This is a genomic window from Thiohalocapsa sp. (assembly GCF_022340605.1).
GTDB lineage: Bacteria > Pseudomonadota > Gammaproteobacteria > Chromatiales > Chromatiaceae > Thiohalocapsa.
Genome location: NZ_JAJDNQ010000136.1, coordinates 1 through 21,750 on the forward strand (window position 1 = coordinate 1; position 21,750 = coordinate 21,750).

14 protein-coding genes are annotated in these 21,750 nt (G+C 70.3%); 10 read left to right on the forward strand and 4 right to left on the reverse strand.

The window, feature by feature from the left end:
* The 6 genes from LJE69_RS16485 to LJE69_RS16510 form a co-directional block, all read left to right on the forward strand.
* On the forward strand, positions 1 to 2,077 hold a 2,077-nt coding region (locus LJE69_RS16485), incomplete at its 5' end, for an EAL domain-containing protein (protein WP_296927115.1).
* Between the two features lie 257 nt (positions 2,078 to 2,334).
* Entirely contained in the window at positions 2,335 to 4,098 is a 1,764-nt protein-coding gene (gene acsA, locus LJE69_RS16490; protein WP_296927116.1) for an acetate--CoA ligase, read from the forward strand.
* The gene (gene pdhA / locus LJE69_RS16495) at positions 4,095 to 5,108 is read left to right on the forward strand and encodes a pyruvate dehydrogenase (acetyl-transferring) E1 component subunit alpha (RefSeq protein ID WP_296927117.1); all 1,014 of its coding nucleotides are present in this window, start codon (positions 4,095 to 4,097) and stop codon (positions 5,106 to 5,108) included. The genes acsA and pdhA overlap by 4 nt, the downstream gene beginning before the upstream one ends.
* Before the next feature lie 13 nt (positions 5,109 to 5,121).
* The gene (locus LJE69_RS16500; protein ID WP_296927118.1) at positions 5,122 to 6,111 is read left to right on the forward strand and encodes an alpha-ketoacid dehydrogenase subunit beta; all 990 of its coding nucleotides are present in this window, start codon (positions 5,122 to 5,124) and stop codon (positions 6,109 to 6,111) included.
* 24 nt (positions 6,112 to 6,135) lie between these two features.
* Positions 6,136 to 7,365 carry a dihydrolipoamide acetyltransferase family protein gene (locus LJE69_RS16505; protein ID WP_296927119.1) on the forward strand — a complete coding sequence of 410 codons (1,230 nt, stop codon included), beginning with the start codon at positions 6,136 to 6,138 and terminating at the stop codon, positions 7,363 to 7,365.
* Positions 7,366 to 7,373: 8 nt separating this feature from the next.
* Entirely contained in the window at positions 7,374 to 7,634 is a 261-nt protein-coding gene (locus tag LJE69_RS16510; RefSeq protein WP_296927120.1) for an acyl carrier protein, read from the forward strand.
* A 198-nt stretch (positions 7,635 to 7,832) separates the two neighbouring features.
* Here the strand turns inward: LJE69_RS16510 and LJE69_RS16515 are convergent, their stop codons facing one another.
* A complete protein-coding gene (locus LJE69_RS16515; RefSeq protein ID WP_296927121.1) occupies positions 7,833 to 8,609 on the reverse strand; it encodes a spermidine synthase in 777 nt (258 codons plus the stop codon).
* 543 nt (positions 8,610 to 9,152) lie between these two features.
* On the opposite strand from LJE69_RS16515, the gene phbB reads away from it, so the two are divergent.
* On the forward strand, positions 9,153 to 9,875 hold the full coding sequence (gene phbB / locus LJE69_RS16520; RefSeq protein WP_296927122.1) for an acetoacetyl-CoA reductase: 723 nt from the start codon (positions 9,153 to 9,155) through the stop codon (positions 9,873 to 9,875).
* 143 nt (positions 9,876 to 10,018) lie between these two features.
* On the opposite strand, the gene LJE69_RS16525 is transcribed toward phbB, so the two are convergent.
* Positions 10,019 to 10,195 carry a PLDc N-terminal domain-containing protein gene (locus LJE69_RS16525; RefSeq protein WP_296927162.1) on the reverse strand — a complete coding sequence of 59 codons (177 nt, stop codon included), beginning with the start codon at positions 10,193 to 10,195 and terminating at the stop codon, positions 10,019 to 10,021.
* A gap of 150 nt (positions 10,196 to 10,345) precedes the next feature.
* Here LJE69_RS16525 and LJE69_RS16530 point away from each other — a divergent pair, with 150 nt between their 5' ends.
* Both LJE69_RS16530 and LJE69_RS16535 read left to right on the forward strand, forming a co-directional pair.
* Positions 10,346 to 11,263, forward strand: coding sequence for a diacylglycerol kinase family protein (locus LJE69_RS16530; RefSeq protein ID WP_296927123.1), 918 nt, complete (start codon positions 10,346 to 10,348; stop codon positions 11,261 to 11,263).
* Between the two features lie 27 nt (positions 11,264 to 11,290).
* A complete protein-coding gene (locus tag LJE69_RS16535; RefSeq protein WP_296927124.1) occupies positions 11,291 to 12,085 on the forward strand; it encodes a metallophosphoesterase in 795 nt (264 codons plus the stop codon).
* A gap of 75 nt (positions 12,086 to 12,160) precedes the next feature.
* Here the strand turns inward: LJE69_RS16535 and LJE69_RS16540 are convergent, their stop codons facing one another.
* Both LJE69_RS16540 and LJE69_RS16545 read right to left on the reverse strand, forming a co-directional pair.
* Positions 12,161 to 13,300, reverse strand: coding sequence for a response regulator (locus LJE69_RS16540; protein WP_296927125.1), 1,140 nt, complete (start codon positions 13,298 to 13,300; stop codon positions 12,161 to 12,163).
* A gap of 241 nt (positions 13,301 to 13,541) precedes the next feature.
* Complete coding sequence (locus tag LJE69_RS16545) at positions 13,542 to 19,637, reverse strand: transporter substrate-binding domain-containing protein (RefSeq protein WP_296927126.1); 6,096 nt, start codon at positions 19,635 to 19,637, stop codon at positions 13,542 to 13,544.
* A 187-nt stretch (positions 19,638 to 19,824) separates the two neighbouring features.
* Here LJE69_RS16545 and LJE69_RS16550 point away from each other — a divergent pair, with 187 nt between their 5' ends.
* The gene (locus LJE69_RS16550) at positions 19,825 to 21,393 is read left to right on the forward strand and encodes a fused MFS/spermidine synthase (protein WP_296927127.1); all 1,569 of its coding nucleotides are present in this window, start codon (positions 19,825 to 19,827) and stop codon (positions 21,391 to 21,393) included.
* The last annotated feature ends 357 nt before the right edge of the window (positions 21,394 to 21,750 follow it).

A 21,750-nucleotide genomic window follows, 5' to 3' on the forward strand; every position in this document is an offset into this window, starting at 1 on the left:
CGGGCGACTCTGGGGCATGCTGGTCTGTCACCACAGCAGCCCGCGCCAGGTGGGTGCGGAGCTGCGCGCGGTGTTGGACCTGATCGGACAGGTCATGTCGGTCATGCTCGGCTCGTTGAGCGAGCGTGCGTTGGCGGAGGACCGGCTGCGCCGCCAGCGCGCGCTTGGGGCCATCGCGTCGCGCCTGGGCGAACACGGTTTGAGCCTCGCCGAGGCCCTGGCCGCGGCAAGCGGCGAGTTGCTGAAGCTGGTGCCCGCCGACGGCGCCGTGATCACCCTCGACGATCGCTGCATCACCATCGGCCGCACGCCGGCGGCGGGCACCTTTCGCGCCATTTCGAGCGCAGTCGGCGCACTCGGTGCGGACGATGTCGCGGCGACGCAGACGCTCGCGGCGGCGATGGACCAGCGGCCGGAGTCCCTGGAAGGATTTGCCGGCGCGCTGCTGTTGCCGATCCCCTGCTGCGGCGGGGGCTCGGTGGTCTGGCTCCGCAACGAGCTGAGCCGGACGGTCCATTGGGCCGGCAATCCGGCCAAGCCCATCGCGGACGACGCCAGCGGCCGGCTGCAGCCCCGGGAATCCTTCGCCGCCTGGAAGGAAGAGGTCCACGGCCAGTCCGCCGCCTGGACCGAGACCGACATCGACGCCGCCCGCGACCTGCGCCGGGCCGTCGAGGAGGCGCTGGCTCGCCGCAGCGAGGCCAACCTCCTCATGCACCTGCGCGACACCGACCCGCTCACGGGCCTCGGCAATCGCTCCGCGGTGGAGGAGCACTTGAGCGCCCTCGCCGCGATGCCCGACCGGCCGCGGACGGTGCTGGTATTCCTCAACATCGACCGCTTCCGCAAGATCAACGAGTCGCTCGGCTATGCCGCCGGCGACGCGCTGCTGGTGCAGGTCGCCAACCGCCTGCGCCTCGCCGCCGCACCGGGCGAACTGCTTGTCCGGCTCGGTGCGGACGAATTCGTGATCCTGACCTCCGACGGCTCGACGGCGAGCGACCTCGCCACGCGCGTCTTCGGCGTCTTCGCGCAGCCGTTCGAGACCGCTCGGCGCAAGCTCCAGCTCTATGCGAGCATCGGCGTGGCCGATAGCCTCGCCCTGCACCATGACCCGACTGGACTGCTGTCCGCGGCCGAGGCCGCCATGCGCCGTGCCAAGCAGCAGGGCGGCAACCGCGTGTCCGATCTTGCCCAATCGGTGCAGGCGGAGTCCGAGCGCCAGCTGATGCTGGAGCAGGAGATGGATGCGGCGTTGCGCATGTCGCGCGAGCAGTTCCACATCGCGCTGCAGCCCATCGTCAGTGTCGCCGACGGCAAGCTGCGGTGTTGGGAGGCGCTGGCGCGTTGGAACCATCCGACCCTCGGCAACGTGCCGCCCGACATCTTCATCCCCATCGCCGAGCACTGCGGGCTCATCTACACCGTCGGCGACCTCGTCATGGATGCCGCGCTGCGCCACGCCGTCGATGCGCCGCCCGCCGCCTCGCCCGAGGAGCAGGACGTCTATCTATCGGTCAACGTCTCGCCGCTACAGCTCGCGCGCAAGGGCTTCGCCGACGACCTCGCCGCCAAGCTCGAGGCTGCCGGCCTCGCACCGGAGCGTCTGTGCGTGGAGGTCACCGAGAGCGTGCTCGCGGACCGCGAGGCGCTCGATGCCATCGCCGCGGCGCGGGCACTCGGCGTGCTCGTGGCGGTGGACGACTTCGGCGTCGGCTACTCGTCGCTGTCGACGCTGCGGCGTCTGCCGGCAGACGTGGTCAAGCTGGACAGGAGCTTTCTGCCGCCGCCGGACGCCTCCCCGAGCGCCGAAGACCTCGCCTTTCTCGAGGCGGTCACGACCCTGGCCCGCACCGCCGGGCTGCAGTTGGTCCTGGAGGGCGTCGAGAGCCAGCCGCAGCTGCATGCCGCGGTACGCGCCGGCGTCGATGCGGTCCAGGGCTTCCTCATCGCGCGCCCGATGACCGGCGAGGCGGCCGTCGCCTCCAGTTGCCGGGCACCGAGCGAGCGCAGTTGGCACCCGCTGCTGGAGGCCGCGCGCCGCCTCGAGGCGGGCGCGCGCCTCGCGCGCGGCTGAGCACCGAACTGCGGACATCGGCGTCCAGATTACGGCCACCACGCCCGACGGAGCGCGAGATTCTAGCCATGCTTCGACTCCAAATTTTATAACTGTCCAAAGTTTACCCCGATTTGCGCACGCGACCGCCCCGACGCTGCACATCGAAATCGGGGTAAGTCCCGTAGACGCCCCGCCTCCCCTCGCCTAGGTTGAAACAGATGGGGACGCACCCGCGTCCCCGGCTTGCGGGGAGCGCAGAATTGGCCTGGGAGACCATGCACAAGACCGATCACTCGGACTGGCCGCCGCCCAACCTGGCCGATTATGCGGCGGCGTGCGGGGGCTTCTCGTGGGAGGCGGCGCGCGCGGCGCTGGCGGGGCTGCCCGGTGGCGGGCTCAATATCGCCTTCGAGGCCGTTGACCGGCACCTCACCGACGGCCTGGCGGACAAGGTCGCAATCCGCTGGCTGGCCAAGGACCTGACCCACCGGGACATCACCTATCGGGAGCTGGCCGCGCTCACGAGCCGCTTCGCACACCTGCTGGAGCGCCTCGGCGTGGCCCGCGGCGAGCGCGTCTTCAGCCTGCTGGGGCGGGTGCCGGAGCTCTACACGGCGGCGCTCGGCACGCTCAAGGCCGGGCGGGTGTTCTCGCCGCTGTTCTCGGCCTTCGGCCCCGAGCCGGTGCGCTCGCGTATGGAGATCGGCGACGCGCGGGTGCTGGTGACCTCCGCTTCCCTGTACCGACGCAAGGTGGCGCCCTGGCGCGACTCGCTGCCGGGGCTCGCGCACGTGCTGCTGACCGATGCCGCCGGCGACGATCTGCCCGCCGGCACGCTCTCGCTCGCCGAGGCGCTGGCGGAGTGCCCGGACAGCGGCGGCCTCGCCGACACCAAGCCGGAAGACATGGCGCTGCTTCACTTCACCAGCGGCACCACCGGCCTGCCCAAGGGCGCCGTGCACGTGCATGAGGCGGTGGTGGTGCACCGCCTCACCGGCCTGCTGGCGCTGGACCTGCACCAGGACGACATCTACTGGTGCACGGCGGACCCCGGTTGGGTCACCGGCACCAGCTACGGCATCATCGCGCCGCTGGTGCTGGGCGCCACCATGGTGGTGGACGAGGCCGAGATGGACCCGGCGCGCTGGCTCATGATCCTGGAGTGCCAGCAGGTGACGGTCTGGTACACGGCGCCGACGGCCATCCGCATGCTGATGAAGATCGCGGACCAGGAGCACCCCGGCATCGTCCAGGACACGGACCTCAGCCACCTGCGCTTCCTCGCCAGCGTCGGCGAGCCGCTGAACCCGGAGGCCGTGGTCTGGAGCTGCGATGTCATCGGCCTCGCCTTCCACGACAACTGGTGGCAGACCGAGACCGGCGGCATCATGATCGCCAACTGTCGCAGCCTGCCCATCAAGCCCGGCTCCATGGGCCGCCCGCTGCCGGGCATCGAGGCGGCCATCGTCGAGCGCGACCCCGCCACCGGCGAGGTCACGGTCATCGACAAGCCCGACACGCCCGGCCAGTTGGCGCTCCGCCCCGGCTGGCCCTCCATGTTCCGCGGCTACATCAACGAGCCCGAGCGTTACGCCAAGTGCTTCGCCGGCGGCTGGTACCTGAGCGGCGACCTCGCGCGGCGCGATGCGGACGGATACTTCTGGTTCCTCGGCCGCGCCGACGACATGATCAAGTCCGCCGGCCACCTCATCGGCCCCTTCGAGGTGGAGAGCGCGCTGATGGAGCACGACGCAGTCGCCGAGGCCGCCGCCATCGGCATCCCGGAGCCCACCGCCGGCGAGATCGTCAAGGCCCTGGTGGCGCTGCGGCCCGGCTTCGCGGCAGACGAGTCCCTGCGCCGCTCCCTGCTCGCGCACGCCCGCAAGCGCCTGGGCCCGGCCGTCGCCCCGCGCGAGATCGACTTCCGCGCCAACCTGCCCAAGACCCGCAGCGGCAAGATCATGCGCCGGCTGCTGCGGGCGCGGGAGCTGGGCCTGCCCGAGGGCGACATCTCCACGCTGGAGAGCGACGAGCGATGAGCGAGCCGCCGTCCGAGTACCACGTGAGCACCGCCGCCAAGCCGCACTTCAACCGCGCGCACGCCCTGCACCTGCTGCGGCAGATGCTGCGCATTCGCAGCTTCGAGGAGCGCTGCGCCGAGCTCTATACCGAGGAAAAAATCCGCGGCTTCCTGCACCTCTACTCCGGCGAGGAGGCCATCGCGGTCGGCGTCATGCAGGCACTGAAGCCCGAGGACGCCGTGGTGGCCACCTACCGCGAGCACGGCCACGCGCTCGCCCGTGGCATCGCCATGGACACGCTCATGGCCGAGATGTACGGCAAGCGCGAGGGCGTGAGCCGCGGTCGCGGCGGCTCCATGCACGTGTTCGACGCCGAGCGGCGCTTCTACGGCGGCAACGCCATCGTCGGCGGCGGCATGCCGCTGGCCGTGGGGCTGGCGCTGGCGGACAAGATGCAGGGCCACGCGCGGGTCACCGCCTGCTTCTTCGGCGAGGGCGCCGCCGCCGAGGGCGCCTTCCACGAGAGCCTCAACCTGGCCGAGCTCTGGCAACTGCCGGTGCTCTTCGTGTGCGAGAACAACCTCTACGCCATGGGCACCGCGCTGGCCCGCTCCGAGTCCGAGACCGACATCTCCCGCAAGGCGGCCTGCTATCGCATCCCGGCCATGGCGCTGGACGGCATGGACGTGATCGCCATCGAGGCCGCCGCCCACGCGGCCGTGGCCGAGATCCGCGCCGGTGGCGGGCCGCGCTTCCTGGAGTGCCGCAGCTACCGCTTCCGGGCCCATTCCATGTTCGACGCCCAGCTCTACCGCGACAAGGCTGAGGTGGAAGCCTGGAAGAAAAAGTGTCCGCTGCTGCGCTTCCGCCACTGGCTGGAGGAGGCGGGCATCCTGAGCATGGACGAGACCGGGCGCATCGAGGCCGAGATCGACGCGGAGCTCGACGCCGCCATCGCCTTCGCCGAGGCCGGTACCTGGGAGCCGGTGGCGGACCTGGCGCGCGACGTCTACACGGAAGACCGGTGAGGAGGCAGGCCGCATGAGCACCGAGACCATTCGCACCACCTACCGCGAGGCGGTGCGCGCGGCCATCTGCGACGCGCTGGACCGCGACCGGCGCGTGTTTCTGATGGGCGAGGACGTCGGCCGCTATGGCGGCTGCTACGCCGTCAGCAAGGGCCTCTACGACCAGTACGGCCCGGAGCGCATCCGCGACACGCCGCTGTCGGAATGCGGCTTTACCGGCGCCGGCATCGGCGCCGCCATGGGCGGCATGCGGCCCATCGTCGAGATCATGACGGTCAACTTCAGCCTGCTGGCGCTGGACCAGATCGTCAACAACGCCGCCACCATCCGCCACATGTCCGGCGGGCAGTTCCACGTGCCGCTGGTGATCCGCATGGCGAGCGGCGCCGGCAAGCAGCTCGCCGCCCAGCACTCGCACAGCCTGGAGGGCTGGTACGGACACGTCCCGGGCATCAAGGTCATCGCGCCGGCGACGCTGGAGGACGCCCGCGGCATGCTCTGGAGCGCGCTGGAAGACCCGGACCCGGTGATCCTGTTTGAGCACGTGATGCTCTACAACCGCGAGGGCGAGCTGACCGCCGACGCCGGCCCCGTGCCCATCACCGGCGCCGCGGTGCGCCGCGCGGGTACCGACCTGAGCCTGATCACCTACGGTGGCTGCCTGTTCAAGACGCTGGACGCCGCGGAGGAGCTCGCCGCCGACGGCATCGCCGCGGAGGTGATCGATCTGCGCTGCCTGCGCCCGCTGGACGACGCCACCGTCATGGCATCGGTGCGCAAGAGCCACCGCGCCGTCATCATCGATGAGGGCTGGTGCACCGGCAGCCTCGCCGGCGAGGTGAGCGCCCGCATCATGGAGCAGGCGTTCTGGGAGCTGGACGCACCGGTGGGTCGGGTCTGTAGCGCCGAGGTGCCCATCCCCTACCCCAAGCACCTGGAGGACGAAGCCTTGCCTCAGGTGCGGGACATCGTCGCCGCGGCCAGGGCGGCGCTGGGACGATGAGCTCGGGACGATGAGCTCGGGACGATGAGCGACGTCTACCGCATGCCCTCGCTGGGCTCCGACATGGAGGCCGGCACCCTCATCGAATGGGCCAGGCAGCCGGGTGAAAAGCTCGCCAAGGGTGACACCATCGCCGTGGTGGAGACGCAGAAGGGCGCCATCGAGGTCGAGGTGTTCCAGGATGCGGTGATGGGCAAGCCGCTGATCAACATCGGCGACAAGGTGCCGGTGGGCACGCCGATGGCGGAGCTCGAACCCATTGGCGCGGCCGAGACGAAAGCGCCTCGGCGTTCCGGCCGGGAAGCCGGAACCGAGATCGAGGACGACGAGCGTGCAGCCGGTAGCCCCGCGCCGCCAGCACCGGACCAGCCGCAACCGGCTCGCGCGGCGCCCGAGCCGACCCCGACCCGCCAACGCGCCTCCCCCGCCGCACGCCGGCTGGCCGAAGCCGAAGGCATCGACCTCGCGCGGCTCACCGGCACCGGCCCCGACGGCGCCATCGTTCTCGCCGACGTGCAAGCCGCCGCACCCCGCCACGCTGAGCAGCCGCCATCCGCGCCGGAGCGCCCGCCCCCGCGCGCCGGACTCGACCTCGCCGCCATGCGCCAGGCCATCGCCGCGGCCATGACCCGCTCCAAGCGCGAGATCCCACACTACTACCTGGCCGAGGACATCGACCTGACCACAGCCACCGACTGGCTCGCCCGCCGCAACGCAGACCTGCCGCCGGACCGGCGCCTGCTGATGGGTGCGCTCTTCATCAAGGCCGTGGCCCTGACCCTGCGCCGGTTTCCGGAGCTGAACGGCTTCGACCGCGACGGCCGCTTCGAGCCGTCCGCGGCCATCCACGTGGGCGCCGCCACGGCCATCCGCGGCGGCGGGCTGGTGGCACCCGCCATCCACGACGCCGACCGGCTCGACCTCGACGCGCTGATGGCCCACCTGCGCGACCTGGTGGGCCGCGTGCGCGGCGGCGGGCTGCGCGCCTCCGAGCTGGCGGACCCGACCATCACCGTCTCCAGTCTCGGCGAGCGCGGCGTCGACCGCCTCTACGCCATCATCTACCCGCCGCAGGTGGCCATCGTCGGCTTCGGCACGCCGCGGGCGCGGCCCTGGATCATTGACGATGCCGTGGTGGTCCGCACCGTCGTCAGCGCGACCCTCGCCGCCGACCACCGCCACAGCGACGGCCACCGCGGCGCGCTGTTCCTGGCCCGGCTGGCGCAGCGCCTTCAGGACCCCGACACCCTATGACAAGCCACATGACACGCGACGAGATGACGGCCATCGTGCGGGAGGAGCTCACCAACGTGGCCCCCGACCTGGCCGACGAGACCATTCCCATCGATGCCGATCTGCGTGAGGAATTCGACCTCGACTCCATGGACTTCCTGAACTGGATCACCGCGCTGCACAAGCGCCTCGGCGTCGACATCCCGGAGCTGGACTACCCGCAGCTCACGAGCCTCGGCGCCGCCGCGGACTACCTGCTGCGCGCGACCGATCGCACCAAGTCGTCGTAGAAACGAGAGCGGATTAGAACACCGCGGCACCGCGGACGTCAGCCGACGCCGCCGGCCGGCGGCGCCGGCCGCTGGCCGTCAGTCGATTTCGACCCGCTTCCTCGAGGTCTTGGTCAGCTTCGGCAGCGTGATGACGAGCATACCGCCCGATGCTGGTGCAACGAGCGCCGGGCACGCTCGCCGCGCCCGCGGCAGCGCTCAGACCGTCTCGTGCTCCTCGAGCCGGAAGCCAAGGATCTCCAGCACGATACCGGTGACGGCCCCCCCCAGCAGCCCGCCGAGGAAGCCCGAGGGCACCTCTGCCAGCACCCGGTCAACGGCGAGCTTGGTCTCCAGGTCCAGCGCCGCGGCGGTGGTACCCGCCACCATCCACATGCTTGCACCCACCACGGCGGCCACCATCGCGGCGACCAGCGGCGCGGCCACGGTGGCTGGCAGCCAGCCGTGGCAGGTCTTCACGATCCAGTGCTCGTTGAGCTGAAACAGCGAGCCCACCAAGGCAACGATACCAGCGGCCAGGACGAAGCTGCCCACCGGCTGCGGGAACAGCGCCAGCACCACCACCAGGATGATCCCGGCGCCGAGGCCCGCGAGCATCCCGGTGAGGGTCTCCGCCAGCGGTCGCGCACCCGACGGCGAGGTCCAGGCCACGAAGGCACCGCCCAGCACGCCCAGACCTGCCGCCACCACGGCGATGATGCGCACATCCAGCTTGGGGCCGGCGACGATGAGATAGCCGATGGAGGCCAGCACACCCGACATGGCGCCCATCAGCGCCACCGGCATGGCGCTATAGAAGGCCGCCGTGGTCATGGCAGCCGACACCGCGGCCACCACGACCGGTTGCCAGCCGTGCAGGCCAAGCACCTGAAGGACCTCGTACAGCCCGATGAAGAGCCCGCCGAACAGGGCGCCGGCGAGGCTCCAGACGAACAGGGTCGTGACAATGGCGGTGATACGCTCTTTGCTCAGCATACGGCCGAGTCCTCCGAAAGCCGTTGTGCCGCCGGCTCGTGCGACGGCGGCGGTACGGTTGCCTTTGGTGCTATGGCCGCCGTTGGCGGGCCCGTGGACCAGCCGCGTGGCGGATGTTGTTGGTGTTGTCCGGGCACCGGCCGATGCGGGTGCCCATGCGCCTAGTGTACCGAATCCGCACGCGGTGCCCGCTCCCTCGCGCGGCCGCCGTGCTCGGTACGGGCTCCGCTGCCATCCCGCAGGGGGCTGCGTTACCATCCGCCCCTGCGCAGCCGTAGAGACCGAGACCGAAATCGGGACTGAAATCGGGACCGGGATCGCGCCCGGGATCGCCGTCAATTTCGATCGCGATTTCGATCCCGATATCTAGCTCACCGCATTTTCAGCCATTCTGTAGCGGAGACGGACCAATCGTGCGTTCCGGCCGGCGCCGGATTTCAACACCCTGGCCCACCGGGGCAGTATTTTTCCAAGACCCGCAAGAGCGGGCGCGCGTCAACATCACTTTCCCCGTACCACCGACCACCAATAAGCGAGGACATCATGGCGAGAACAGCACTGGTCACCGGCGGCACCCGCGGCATCGGCGAGGCCATCTGCGTGGCACTGAAAGACGCGGGCTACAACGTCGCTGCCAACTACGGCGGCAATTACCAGGCGGCGGAAGATTTCACGGCACGCACCGGCATCCCGGCCTACAAGTTCGATGTCGCCGATTTCGACGCCGTTGCCGCCGGCGTCAAGGCAGTCGAGCAGGACCTGGGCCCCATCGAGGTGCTGGTGAACAACGCCGGCATCACCCGCGACGGCACCATGCACAAGATGGGCCATGACCAGTGGCAGGCGGTCATCGATACCAACCTGGGCTCCTGCTTCAACTGCTCGCGCGCGGTGATCGAGGGCATGCGCGAGCGCGCCTTCGGGCGCATCGTCAACATCGGCTCCATCAACGGCCAGGCCGGCCAGTACGGGCAGGTGAACTACGCTGCCGCCAAGTCCGGCATCCACGGCTTCACCAAGGCCCTGGCCCAGGAAGGCGCCGCCAAGGGCATCACGGTGAACGCGGTGGCCCCCGGCTACGTGGACACGGATATGGTGCGCGCGGTGCCACCGGAGGTGCTGGAGAAGATCATCAAGCGTATCCCGGTCGGTCGCCTCGGCAAGCCGGAGGACATCGCCCGCGCCGTCGTGTTCCTGGTCGCGGACGAGGCCAGCTTCATCACCGGCGCGACGTTGTCGGTGAACGGGGGGCAGCACATGTACTGAGGAAGGGCCGGGGGCCGACGGCCGACGGCTGTCGCGGAAGCGCCGTCGTGGGAGCGCCGTCGTGGGAGCGCCGTCGTGGGAGCGCCGTCCCCGGCGCGATTCCGCGCGCGATCGCGCCGGGGACGGCGCTCCCACGTGATCGCTTAGCCTTTCGGCCCGAATAACAGCCAGAGAATGAAGCCGAGTACCGGCAGCATCAGCAGCAGCACCACCCAGATGACCTTGCCCATGGTGCCCGCATCGCTCTGCACCGTCTTGACGATGGCGTACACCACCAGGATCAGCAGCAGAAGACTAAAGAAGCCGCTCACTTCGACCATATGCATCAATCACCTCTCGCAGCGAATCGACGGCCATGCCACGGCGCTGTCTCCGCGGCAAGCAGCCAAGTATCTGTTTCCCCGGCCCCCGCCCACGCTGCTCGTCACACGCGCGTTTAGGCCGGTGCCCTGACCCCGCGGACGCCGCCAATGACCGCCACCGCCGTCGTCATCGGCAACACCCGCTCCGGTGCCGCCCTGGAGCGCGGTGAGACACTGCTGCGGCAACTCACCGAGAGCATCCAGCGCGGCGGGCGCAACGCCGTCACCCTCCCCTTCCCGGAGGTGGCGACGGACGCACGGACGCGCAGCGAGTTGATGCAGAACCTGGACGCCGGCGCGGACCGGGTCTACGTGCTCGGCGGCGATGGCACCGTGCGCACGGTGGCGCAGCTCCTGCTCGGCCGGGACGTGCCGCTCGGCATTGTACCCGCGGGCACGGCCAATCTGCTGGCACGCGACCTCACGCTGCCGGCGGCGCCGGAGCAGGCCATCGACGCGCTGGCAGAGGCCCGCGTCCGGCACATCGATGTGGCCCGCTGCAACGGCGCGATCTTCCTTTGTGCCGCAATGTTCGGCATGTCCACCGACCTCGCCCGGGCGCGCGAGGCGGCCCGCGGACTCGGCGCCCGGCACATGCTGCCGCAGCTGTTGCGCAAGGCCTACTGGGTGCTCAAGCGCTATCCGTTCCATCGCATCCGGCTGCACATCGACGACGAGCCGATGATGCTCACCACCCGCGCGCTGATGGTGACCAACAACCCGCTCGAGCCCCGGGCCGGTCTCTACCCGCCGCGAGCATCCCTGGACGCCGGAAGTTTCGGCGTCTATGGCGTGCGCGAAGGCCCCCTCTACGACCTGCCGCGGCTGGCGCTGACCCTCCTCAGCGGGACCTGGCCGGACGAGCCCAGGGTGTTCCACTGCGTATGCCGGCGCCTGCGCATCGAGACCATGCGCCCCGCGCGCACCACGGCGCTGCTGGACGGCGAGCACGAGCCCCTGCGGGCGCCGCTGGCGTTCGATGTGCTGCCCGGTGCCCTGCCCGTGCTGGCGCCGGTACCTGACTGAGCGCCGCGCCGGCCGTGCCACACAGCCATGCCCCGCATCCTGCACCTATCCGACCTGCACTTCGGCCGCGAGCGGCCAGACTTGGTGGCGGCGTTGCTGGCGCAGGCCCGGCACCTGGCGCCGGACCTGGTGGCCATCAGCGGCGACCTCACCCAGCGCGCCCGCCGCCGCGAACTCGCCGCCGCGCGCCGCTTCGTCGATGCCCTGCCGCCGCCGGTGCTGGTAGTGCCCGGCAATCACGACATCCCGGGCGTTACCCCGCGCCGGCTGCTGACGCCCTGGCGGCGCTGGCGGCGGGTCTTTCCAGACGGCTTCGAGCCCGTGCTCCAGGGTGCGGATTTCACCGTGGTGGGGGCAAACAGTGTTCGCGTGGGCGGCCCCTACCTGGATTGGTCCCGGGGCCGCCTGGACGAGGCGCAGGTGGAGCGCCTGGCACGGCGCCTGGAGGCGTCGGCGCCCGCGGACCTGCGCGTGCTCGTGCTGCACCACCCGCTGCTGCTGACCGACGCCGGCCGGCATCGCGGTCTGGTGGGAGGCGCGGCGCTAGCGTTGCGGCGTCTGGCCCGGGCCGGGCTGGACCTCGCCCTCGGCGGGCATGTGCACTTGCCCTACGCTGGCCGGGTGAACGGTGTCGTGGTGGCCCATGCCGGCACCAGCGTGTCCGACCGGCTGGTGGGGGCCGCCAACGGCTTCAACCTGTTGCATGCGGACCGCGCGCGCATCGTCGTGGAGCACTGGCGCGCGGCGGACGACGGGCGCTTCGTGCCGGACGGCAGGAGCAGCTTCCCACGGCGCATGCGGCGAGAGGCAGGCAACGATTGACCGGCGCTTCCCGGGCGCGGCGTGACGGCGAGCCACTACCAAGCGAGATGCCTGGTATCAGCGGCGGGGCGACCTTCAGCGGCAGCTGCCGTCGGCGGGGTTGCCGCCGACACGGATGCTGATGCGAACCTCGGCACCGCGGCGCGACCCGTTGCGGAGCGTCAGACAACCGCCGAAAAGCTCGATGCGCGAGCGCAGGCTATACAGGCCGAAGCCGCCGCGCTTGCCATCGGCAGCCGCCGCGACAAGGCCCGGGCTCGGCGTGGCTTGGCCCTCAGTCAGCCAGGACGGGGGAAAGCCCCGGCCGTCGTCGGCGACGCTGATGTGCAGCAGGTCGTCGTCACAGTCCACCCGCAGCTCCGCCCGCTCGGCCTCGGCGTGCTTGGCCGCGTTGATCAGCAACTCGCGTACGCCGTGAAACAGCATCACCGCCAGCACGTCCGGCAGGGGCGGCGCGTGCGCACACTCGCATCGGACCTGAAGCCCCCACTGCTCGCGAATGCTCGTCGCCAGCCATGCCAGGGCCGGGCAGAGGCCGTGTTGGAGCAACGGCGGGCTCAGCTCGAATACCAGCGAGCGCAGCTGCCGGATGGAGCCCTCCACGAGCTTCAGGAGTTGCTCGCGGCGCTGGCCCAGGTCCGCCGTCCCCTCGAGCAGGATGCGCGCCAGCACCAGGTCCTGAATTGTGGTGTCATGCAGTTGTCGCGCCAACTGCCGCCGCTGGCGCTCCTCTACGGTGGCCATCTGCACGTTCAGCTCCCGCAGACGCAGGTTGGCCTGCTGCAGCCGCGCGCTGCGCTCGTCGAGTGCGGTGTGGAGGCCGCGCGACAGGCGCGCCAGCGTGGCATGGGTGGCCACGCGCGCCAGCAGCACCGCTACGGCGAAGGGCTTGACGATATAGTCAACACCGCCGGACTCGAAGCCGCGGAGGATTTCGGGCTCGTCGCCCTTGGCGGTGAGGAAAATGACCGGGGTCCGGCTGGTGGCATTCACCTGCCGCAGTCTGCGGCAGAGCGCATAGCCGTCCGCGTCAGGCAGCATGACGTCCAGCAGGATCAGGTCCGGCGGCCGCGCCGCTGCCGCCGCGACTGCATCCTCGCCACACGCCGCGGTGGCCACCGCGTAGCCTTCGTGTGACAGCAGTCCCGCGACATAGAGGCGCGTGGCCTCGTCGTCATCGACCACCAATATCTCGGCCTTTTGGGCTGACTCCATCAATGTGTCGAATCCGTGCAAGAAGGCTAGCCGGCGACGGAGCGGCCGGCGCGGGAAGCCTGCGTGTGCAGACACCTTTGGCAGCAAATTCTTGAGGCTACGGCAACACCCGCTGCCATCATGTCGGCCTCAGGTTGACATTGGCGCGCCTGTCAGCCCTCGGCATACTCAATCCGGACCGTCGGTCTGCGCACCCTCCCGCACGCGTCGCGGGCGGCATTGTGCAACAGGCAAATCTAGGCTAACGCCCGCCGGACTCACATTCCGGTTCAGAGGCTGTCGAAGGAGCGGCCAAAGCCGCATCCACCAGGTTCAGCACCGCCTCCAATTCGATGAGGACGGCGTGTGCCTGCTCGGCCCAGTTGCCCGCGTCACGCAGCACCGTCATCGCGTCAGTCGCCCGTCGTTGCAAGCGTTCCGCCCCGATGACACCGGCGACACCCTTCAGCCCGTGCACGATGCGCCCAGCGGCCTGGGCATCGGCGCTCCCGAGCGCCGCCCGCAGCGCCGATGGATCCTTGCCGTGCTGGGCATGAAAGGATGCGAGCACGCGTCGATACAGCCTGGCATCCCCGCCGGCCCTGCTCAATCCGAGGGCGAAATCCACCGCCATCGGCCGAATCCCGGCCGCTCCGGACAGGTCGGCAGCGCCGAACATCGCCACCTCGTCAGCGGACGCGGATTCCGTCGTGCGCCGCGCCCGTGGCCATCGGAGCCACTGCCGGCCCCGGTCGGTGTCCGCGGGGGCCGGATCACGGTCCGTCGGCGCCTGCGGCACAACCTCCAGAGCGCTGCATAACGCCGCATGCAGCGCCTCCGGCGACACGGGCTTCACCAGATGTGCGGTCATTCCCGCGACAAGGCTGCGCCGCCGATCGTCCGGCAGCGCGTGCGCCGTCAGCGAAATGATGGGCGGCGCGCGGCCGCCGAGGGCCTTGCGGATCATCCGTGCAGCCGCGAGACCATCCAGCTCCGGCATCTGGACGTCCATCAGGATCACGTCGCAGGGTTCGTCCACGGCCCGGCGCACCGCCGCACGGCCGTTCACCGCCGTGCTCACGCGGCAGCCGGCACGCTCCAGCAGTGAGCGGACGTACGTGCGGTTGGTCTCATTGTCCTCCGCCAGCAGCACACGCAGGCCAGGCCAGGCACCCGCGCCGAGCGCCTTGGCCGCCGTTGCTCCCTCCGCCGGCTCGGTGCCGTGCAATCCGGCGCGCACTTGCGCATACAACCGTGCGCGGGACGCGGGCAGCGACAATGCCGACGACTCCCCGTCGCCCGCGAAGCGCAGCACAGGCACGCCCTGTTGCGCCGCGGCTGCCGACAATGACTGCTGCAGCAAGGGCGAAGCCTTCGCGCTGCGCAGCGCCAGCAGCACCGCCCAGCCGCGGGCACCACGCGCCTGCGCATCGCCGGCGGACGACGGCGCCAGCCGCTCGAGCGCCGCGTGCGCGTTCCCCACCACTTCCACGGCCAGCCCGAAGGCGGCGATCTGCCGTGCCAGGGCCGCCGCCCGACCCGCGTGCGCATCGCAGATCAGGGCGGCAACCGGCTCGTCCGGCGGGGCCAGGTGCCAGTCCGGGCACCCATCGGCGGTGCGCTGTAGTGCGATGATGAAGCTGAAGCAACTCCCGAGCCCGGGCTCGCTGTCCACCTGGATGTCGCCGCCCATCAGGCCCACCAGCTCCCGGCTGATGCTGAGGCCAAGCCCGGAGCCCTGGAAGCGGCGCGTCGACGAGGCATCGGCCTGCCGGAACGGCTGGAACAGGCCGGCACGCTGGGACGGCGCGATGCCGATGCCGGTGTCCGTCACCGAGAAGCGCAGCCGGCAGTCGGCGGACGTCGCACCGACCACCTCCACCCGCACACAGACCTCGCCGCGAGGCGTGAACTTGATGGCGTTGAAGGTCAAGTTGAGCAACACCTGTTCCAGGCGCAGCGCGTCGCCCACCAGCCGCGAAGGCGCCGCGGGGTCCACGTCGAACCACAGCAGCAGCTCCGCCTGCCGGGCCTCCACCTCGGCGACGCCCTGCAGGTTCTCCAACACCTCGTCCAGCGAGAAGGCGGCATGCTTCAGCACCATGCCGCCGGCATCGATGCTGGAGAGGTCCAGTACGTCGTTGATGAGACCGAGCAGCGAGCGCGAGGCGCCGTGCAGCCGCTCCAGCCAGCCCCGCTGGCGGGCGTCCAGCTCGGTGTCCAGGCACAGCCGGGCCATGCCCATGATGGCGTTCATGGGCGTGCGCATCTCGTGGCTCATGTTGGCCAGGAACTGGCTCTTGGCCGCCGCCGCCACCTGTGCCGCATCCCGCGCGGCCACCAGGTCGCGGTTCAGGCGGGTCAGCTCATGCTGGCGATAGAGCAGCAACAAGGCGACCACGGCAGCCACCCCCAGCACCTCCAGCAGCAGGGTCAGGTCCGTGCGCTGCTCGATGGTGAACCTGGTCTGCTTCATTTCGATGGCGTCGCGCTCCGCGGCCGTCACCGCCGCCACCGCCTTCTCCATGACCAGATGCAGCAGCGGCTCGTCGCTGCGGGTGGCGACCGAGATCGGATAGCGGTTCTCCAGCTGGCCGATGATGTGCAGACCTCCGGCGCTGTCGTCCACCATCCGCCCGGCGTTTTCCAGGGTCGCCACCGCGGCCCTCACCCGGCCGGCGGCGAGCGCCTCCCGCATGGCCGCGGGAGACACCACCGGGACCAGATCCAGGTCCGGGTCCCGGCGGCGCAGCTCGGACTCGATGGCAGAGGATTCGGGCACCGCGATGGCCTCCCCGCGCAGGGCCGCGATGCCACGCACGAACGGCGTCTCGCTCGGCGCCACCAGCACATGTGTAAGGTTGAAGTAGGGCGTAGTGAAGTCGAGATAGGCTTCGCGCTCGTCCGTGCGCACGGCACCGGACAGCAGATCGCAGCGGCGCTGGCGCACGAACGCCTGCGCCTGGGTCCAATTCTCACTCGGAACGGGGACGAGCTCGACGCCGAGCTTGTGGGCGAAAAGCTCGAGGTAATCGCGGAACAGGCCGCGGTGCTCCCCGTCCGCGAGGTAGTCGTATGGTCTCCAGACCTGATTGAAGCAGTACCGCAGCCGGTTGCCCTTGGACGCCAGGTACTCGCGCTCCACGAAGCTGAGCCGCACCTGCCCCGGCAGCAACGGCGGGAAGGCCGCGAGATGGTGCTGCCGAATCAACTCGCGGCGGTCGGCCGGCAGCGCCGCCAGGGCCTTGTCGATGGCGCTCAGGAGCAGCGGCCAGTCCCGGCGCACGGAGAACACGAGCCGCACCTTGTGGTCGAGCGTGTAGGCCGACTCCGTCAACGGCGCGCCGCCCTCGGGGGCGAGGAAGTTGCCGGTGATCTCGTTGCCGATGACCGCATCCAGATCGCCCGCCAGCAGCTTGTTGATGGCCCCCGCACCGGTGCTAATGGGCACCGCCTCGACGCCCGGGATGGCGGCGAGATACTTCTTGTTCACCAGCACCCCGGCGCCATACCCCACGCGGCGGCCGGCAAGATCAGCCCGGCCGTGGATGCCGAGCGGGTTGCCGGCGGGCACGTAGACGGTGTGCAGCATCTCCGTGTAGGGATCGCTGAAGGCGAGACGATCGGCACGCTCCGGTTGTGGCAGCGAGGCCGTAAGGCCGTCGATCTCGTGGTTCAGCGCCTGCTCCACCAGCGTGGACCAGTCCCCGACCACCAGGCGGATACGGGTGCCGAGCAACGCATTGATGGCCTCGACGGTGTCATGGTCGATGCCGGCGGGCTCGCCTTGCGCATCCAGGTAGGTGAGCGGTGCCCAGTCCGGGTCGGCGCCGAAGGTGATGTCCGTATGGGCATCGAGAAAATCCCGCTCCTCCTGCGTCAGCGCGACCGGCGGCGTCGCGGCCGCGGCGGCCTCGCCGCCCAGAAATTCCGCGTGCAGCCGGTGCAGCACCGCAGGCGGAATCGCGGCGACGGCCGCATCGAGCACCTCGCCCAGCACGGCCTGATCCGCACGCACCGCGAAGAAGCTCGCGCGCTGTTTGGGCAGACCGCCGGCAAGGCTGCTGGGGCCTTCGACGACGTCGGCGATGCCCTTCTGCGCCATCACGTAGCGCGCATGGGTCTGTTCCATGACGGCCGCGTCCGCATCGCCGCTGGCCACCGCGCGCAGGGCCGCCTCGGCGTCAGTCACGGGCACGCGCACCGGCGGTGGCTCGATGCCCGTTGCCAGCGCGTCGGCCGCGCCGTCCGGCCACAGCGCCAAGCGCCGGCCGGAGAGGTCGTCGAGGGTTGCGAGCACGGGGGCGCCGGTGCGGCTGAAGATGCGAAACTCGAGGTTTCCGGACAGCTCGCCAAGGCGCAGCCAGCGCTGGCGCTCCGGCGTCGCCATGAGGTTCAGCACCGCATCCGCATGGCCATCCTGTATCGCTGCCAGGGCCTGTTCCATGGGTGCGCTGGTGAATTCGACCTGAAGCCCGAGCAGCGCGGCGGCGTTGCGCATCAGCCCCACCGTATAGCCCGTCGCATGGCCATTGCGGGTCATCGCGTAGGGCGGCATCTCGGCATGGACCAGCCGCAACCGCTTGCGCCCGCTCAGCCAATCCCGTTGCGTCTCGGTGAGCGGCAGCAACGGCCCCGGGCGCAGGTACGTCAGCGAGTCGTTGTCACCGAACCAGCGCGTCCACAGACGCATCAGGGCGGCGGGGTCCAGCGACGCCTGCGCCTTGTCCAGGATGCTGCGCAGCGCCGGCAGATCGCGGCGCACCGCGAAGGGGTGGGCCTCCAACGGCAGCTTGATTCCCGGGGGCTTCAGCTCGCCGGCGACGGCGAGGTCCGTGAGCCGCTCCGCCGCCAGTTGATGCAGCGCCACCTGTCGCGGCATGACCGCAGCATCCGCACGGCCGCTGGCGACGGCGTGCAGCGCCTCGGTGAAATCGGACACCGGCACGCGGAGAATGTCCTTGCAGCAGCGGCTCAGCAACGCCCCGGCGGCGTCGGCGCCGAGGCTCGCGACCCGATGCCCGCGCAATGCCTCCAGCGAGCCCAGGTCGCCGCGCCCGCGGCGCACAACGATGACCAGGTGTACCGGGTAGGACTGCTTGCTGAACAGCACGTAGCGCTCGCGCTCGGGGGTGCGGATGCTGTTGACGACGAGGTCCGCACTGCCCGTGCGCAGCTCCTCGCTGATGCGATCGACCTCGGCCTCGCGCCAGCTCAGCGTGAAGCCCGCCCGGCGGGCGATGCGCTCCATCAGCTCTACCGAATAGCCGGATGGACCCGCCGAGGTCCTGGCGACGAAGGGCGCGACGGGCACATAGCGCACGCTGAGCCGCGGGTGCTCGCGCAGGAAGGTCCGCTCCGCGAGCGTCAGGTCCAATGGAGACCCGGATGTGAACAGCAGCTCGTCGAGGTCCGGCGGTGCGTCGATGCGTCCCGCATCCACCAGCAGCCGGGCGACAGCCGTGAGGCTGCCGCGATCCGGCTGGCCGATGGGATGCACCTCCGGCAGCACGGCGCTGTGGGTCTGGTGCGCCTCGAAGCGCAGGTGCTCGGCGCTCTTGTTCTGGGTATTCCAGCGCGCGCGGATGAGCCGCACCAACTCGTCCGGGTGATCCAAAGCATGGGCCCACCCGCGGTTGGTGGCTGCCACGAGCGCGGCGGCGGTGTCGGGGTCGGCGCGGACGGTGTCGGCCGCGGCAAAGAGGTTCAGGTCCGGCACCGGTACGCCGTACTCCGCCGGATCGATGATGCTGAAGGGTACGCCGCGCCGGTAGAGCTGGTAGACCTCGTTGCTGCGGTAGGCGGCCATGGCGTCGACGTCGCCGCGGACGAAGGCGTCGATGCCAGGCTCGTAGGGCAAGGTGTCCAGTGCCGAAGGCGTGATGCCGGCGCGCCGCAGCAGCATCTGGAAATTGACGCTGTCCATGAGCCCCGGCGTCATCATGATGCGCTTGCCGTTGAGTTGCTCCGGCAGCACCAGGTCCGGGTGCACCACCAGCACCAGCGGCGAGCGCTGGAAATAGCTCGCCAGGAGCTTGATGGGCTCGCCTGCCGCATACCGGAGCAGCAGCGGGTCCGCCGCTGCCGTGCCGAAGTCGGCGCGTCCGGCGAGCACCGCATCCAGCGGATCGATGTCCGGACCGCCTTCCAGCAGGGTCACGTCGAGCCCCGCCTCGCGGTAGTAGCCCTGTGCCAATGCCGCGTAGAAGCCGGCGAACTGCCACTGATGGCGCCACTGCAGTTGAATGCTCACGGGCCGTGGCGGCGCGTCCGCGCTCTGCGCGTTGCTGCCGCTCGCCGACGCGGCGGACGGCAGCAGCGCGATCAGCAGCAGGAGCAACAGACGCAGCGACATCATGGTCAGGGTTGACGCGCGAGCCGGCGCGATCATGTACGGTGGGATAGCACCCGGAGCTCAGCCATAGGGGGTATTGTGCACGCCTTCGGGTGCGCACACCCACGGTTAACGCTCGAAGAGCCGCCACACGGCGCGCTTGGCGGACACTGCGCACGCGAACTCTCCCTTGCACAGGACCTTCAGGCCGATGACCGACACCATCACGCCACCGCCCGACCCGCCGTGGCCGGCATTGCCGGCCGCAGCCGCCCGCCGCGCGCTCTGGGGCTACACCGCCACCGTGTTCTTCAGCTCCGCGCTACTGCTGGTGCTGGAGATCGTTGCCGGCCGGCTGGTGGCGCCCTACGTCGGGGTGTCGCTGTATACCTGGACCTCCATCATCGGCGTCATCCTGGCGGGCCTGTCACTGGGCAATTGGCTCGGGGGCGTCTGGGCGGACAGCGGCGCCACGGGTCGCAGCGTGGGCTGGGTCCTGGCGGCAGGCGGCCTGTACTGCCTGGCGAGCCTCACGCTGCTGGACCCGCTGGGCGCCACGGTGCAGCAGAACGGGCTGTCGCTGCTCAGTGCCAGCTTCACCTTCGCGGCCGCGCTGTTCTTCGTACCCGCGGCGCTCATCGGCGTGGTGACGCCGCTCCTGACGACGCTGGCGCTGCGCCTGGATCCGCGCGCCGGGCACGTGGTGGGGCGCATGCACGCGCTCGCCGCGCTGGGCAGCATCGCCGGCACATTCGCCGCCGGCTACTGGCTGGTGCAGAGCTTCGGCACCCGCGTCGTCGTGTTGACTGCGGGCCTCGCGCTGCTCGCCCTCGCCCTGCCCTTCCTGCGCCGCAATCGGCCGGCGGTGCTGGGGCTGGTCGCCGTGGTCGGACTCGCGGCAGGCGGGCTCGTGGCGCTGCGCGGCGCACTGACGCCGGCCTGCGACCGCGAGAGCGCCTACTTCTGCATCCGCGTGGTGGAGCAGCCGGAGCTGGCCCCGCCCGGCGCCGCCCGCGGCCTAGTGCTGGACCACTTGTTGCACGGTATCAACGACCTGGCGGAGCCGGACCTGCTCATCGCACCCTACGTGCACGGTCTCGACGAACTGGCCCATGCGCAGTTCGCCGATCGCTACGACGATGGACTCGCGTGGTTCTTCGCCGGCGGCGGCGCCTACAGCCAGCCGCGGGCGGTGCAGGCGCTGAGCCCGAGTTCCAGCGTAACCGTCGCCGAGCTGGACCCCATGGTGACCCTCACCGCGGCCGAGTCCCTGGGACTAGCGCCCGCGGGCATGACCATCGAGCACCGCGACGCGCGCTTGGCACTGGCGGACGCCGACGGCGCGTTCGATGTGATCGTCGGCGACGTCTTCCATGATCTCGCGATCCCATTCCACCTCGTGACGGCCGAATTCGCCACACTGGTGCACGAGCGCCTCCGCCCGGACGGGCTGTACCTGATGAACGTAGTGGACGCCTTTCCGGACCCTCGGCTCATCAAGGCCATCGCCAAGACCCTGGAAACCCAATTCCGGCACGTAGACATCTGGATGGACCGGGTGCCGGACGCCGAGCGGGTGACCTTCATCGTCACCGCCAGCAATGGCCCACGGCTGCCGAAGACCGTCCTCGCCCGCCGCGGCTTCCGCCGGGCCTGGAGCCGCATGACCGAGGACATCATGGCCTTCGGCACCCCACCGGATCAGATCCCCGTTCTTACCGATGACTATGCGCCGGTGGAGCGGCTCATCGCGGGGCTCTTGCTCGGCAAGGACGGCTGAGCACGGCGCGCCAGGCGTCGCCACATGCGTTGTGGGAGCGGCGTCCCCGCCGCGATGGGCGCCGGCCCCTGTCCGCAATCGCGGCGGGGACGCCGCTCCCACGCCCCAATGCTTGACCCGTCTGCTGGCGCTCCAGTGCAGCGTTTCTCCTTACGTTGCTTTCGTTGTCGTTGTCGTTGTCGTTGTCGAGTATCCGACCACGACCACGACCACGAGCAGAAACTTCGACCAGCTTCTCGGGTTCCGGCCCCACCCGGGTCGGCGCCCTGCAAAGTTGGCTGAAGCGGGGTACTGATGATGCCTCCCGGCACCCGAGGGTTCCGTGCTCCGGAGCGGGCTCCGTAACGCACCCGCACC